This is a genomic window from Acinetobacter lwoffii (assembly GCF_024129595.1).
Lineage (GTDB): Bacteria > Pseudomonadota > Gammaproteobacteria > Pseudomonadales > Moraxellaceae > Acinetobacter > Acinetobacter lwoffii_O.
In genome coordinates, this window is record NZ_JAMXXS010000078.1 from 1 (window position 1) to 2,269 (window position 2,269).

At 32.4% G+C, this 2,269-nt stretch carries 2 protein-coding genes; both read right to left on the reverse strand.

What is annotated here, in order from left to right:
• Window positions 1-160 precede the first annotated feature (160 nt).
• Complete coding sequence (locus tag NI466_RS15675; protein ID WP_098715250.1) at window positions 161-889, reverse strand: HNH endonuclease; 729 nt, start codon at window positions 887-889, stop codon at window positions 161-163.
• 3 nt (window positions 890-892) lie between these two features.
• On the reverse strand, window positions 893-2,065 hold the full coding sequence (locus NI466_RS15680) for an AAA family ATPase (RefSeq protein WP_098715252.1): 1,173 nt from the start codon (window positions 2,063-2,065) through the stop codon (window positions 893-895).
• Between the last annotated feature and the right edge of the window lie 204 nt (window positions 2,066-2,269).

A 2,269-nucleotide genomic window follows, 5' to 3' on the forward strand; every position in this document is an offset into this window, starting at 1 on the left:
GCTACGCGCTATGATAAATTGGCTCAAAACTTCCTGTCAGCAATCTACCTTGCTTCAATCATGATATGGCTTAATTGATGACACGCCCTAAATAAAGTTTTAGAAAAGCGCCTAAAATTAATGGTTATTTAACTTTTCGAGCGCTTCTTAAATATATTTACTATTCTCTTAAGGGTAGAACTAAATTAAGAGATGTATCATGAAGTTGAGTTAATTCATCTGTCCATTTATTCTCGTTGATAAAACGCTGTCTAAGTAAACTATATTCTTTTGTATTATGAATTACAGTAGCAACAAAAGCAGAGTATGGTCTGTCTGGTTGACCTGCAAGTAATACTGCTCGTAGTTTTCGTCGCTTATGACCATCTAATTGAGACAGTTTAGAGAATTCTCGCGACATTTGTATTAAATCATTTTTGACCATACCTGCGACTTTACACCTTTTTAGGAATAAGACTTCATCATTTAGATTAAGCGTACTTTCAGTGTTTTCCCCTAATTCTGTTTTTCCGAAGATATAAAAATGATCAAAATAGAAATCATCTTTGGGGTCTTTATCAAATGGATTAATAATAGGATTAGCTAAGATATCATCATCATTTTTTGTACCATTACATCGTTTGCATGACGGCAATAAATTATCCCAAATAACAACTAAATCTTTATATTTTGATTTGGGTAAGAAATGCTCAACTTCCATATATATACTTGGTGAATTTAGGGCCGTCTCACAATATGCACATTTATGCGAAGTACTTTCAGATAAAGGGTTTTTAATTTGATCCTTGTTCCATACAGATTTTCCAGTTTTTTTAAACTCTTCTGTTAGCTCTTTAACTTTCGTATTGGTTAAATAGGATGGGTTAATGCCTCTTGTCAACTTGATCATGGATTACTCTCCAATACTATCAAGCTGCATTTGATAAATTGTCTTTAACTCATTATTAGGATGTAACATTTTTTCGAGTTTATTAAAAGCTGTTTCAGCATTTGCTCTATTGCGATTTTTAAAAGCCTGTAAAAATTCATTTCGGATGGTTTCATATTTTTCAGTACGAAGATCATTCATACCCATGACATCTCTCAGAACTTCTTCAACCGTCCAGCCTTGATAACCATATTCAGAATTTGGAAGTTCTCGTTGTAATACTCGATCATCTTTCCTTTCAAGGGCAATAACTTCGCCTTGACTTGCTGTCTGAACTACATGGGGACTATGAGTTGTGATAAAGAACTGGGCTAAAGGAAATATTTCTTTCAATATAGAACAAGCTTTACCTTGCCATTCTGGATGCAAATGTAGTTCAATTTCATCAATTTCAATTATTCCATCAAATTGATCTGCACATAGGAAAGGATTTTTAAAACGTAATTCAATTTCTTTAATAATTCCAAAAACGATAGAAATTATTGATTTAAATCCTGAAGATAGATATTCGTAATAAACTTCGCCACTTGGTGTATTAATCATAATTTCATTTTCATTTGGATCTACTCTACTGAAACTAAAATGTTCATTCAGAATTGAGAAGCAACGCTTGGAAAGTTCAAAATTATGGATTTGTTCAGGCTGTAAAGCACCTGAATGGGCTGAATATAAATGTCTATGTAAAAACCAACCCTTAATATCATGGTAACCAATACCATTCATTGATTGATGAGCTGTCTGGCCTTCATCTTTAGCCTCATCTTTATTGATAGAATTCAACATTTGATAATGAAAAGTTCGATCTACTTTTAATAAAATTAATTTTTTAGAATAGTGCCCAAACCCCTGAATATAGCAACTGTTAGAAGGTTTATGTGTATCAATAAAAAGCTCTGAATAGTTAGAGTTTTCATTATCATCTAAGATATTTGATCTTATAATCGCTCGTTCAGATTGAACGTTTTTTTTAAGCACATTTGTATGCTGGTTTGTGAAAATATGACCAATACTATCTAGTAATGTAGTTTTCCCCACACCATTTTCGCCACAGATAATATTCATTTGTCTATTTACATTTTCAAGTTTAAGATGCTGAATACCACCAACATCCTGTAATTCGATTGTTTGAATTTTCACTGTTTCAACCATAATTTTTAGAGATATAGATCATACACTTACTATAATTTTTTATAAAACTTAGCTTAGTGAAATCATCAAATTATTTTTTAAGCTATGGTAAATTTTTAGAATAGGCGGATTCAAGCGGCAAGTGCAACAGTATAAAAACCAGCCATAACATCACTGGGCGTATACCATCCCAGTGTCTTTCTGGGGCGATTA

Excerpts from the sequence above, each read along its gene's own strand:
- NI466_RS15675 (WP_098715250.1), bottom strand. The coding sequence starts at position 889 with ATGATCAAGTTGACAAGAGGCATTAACCCATCCTATTTAACCAATACG.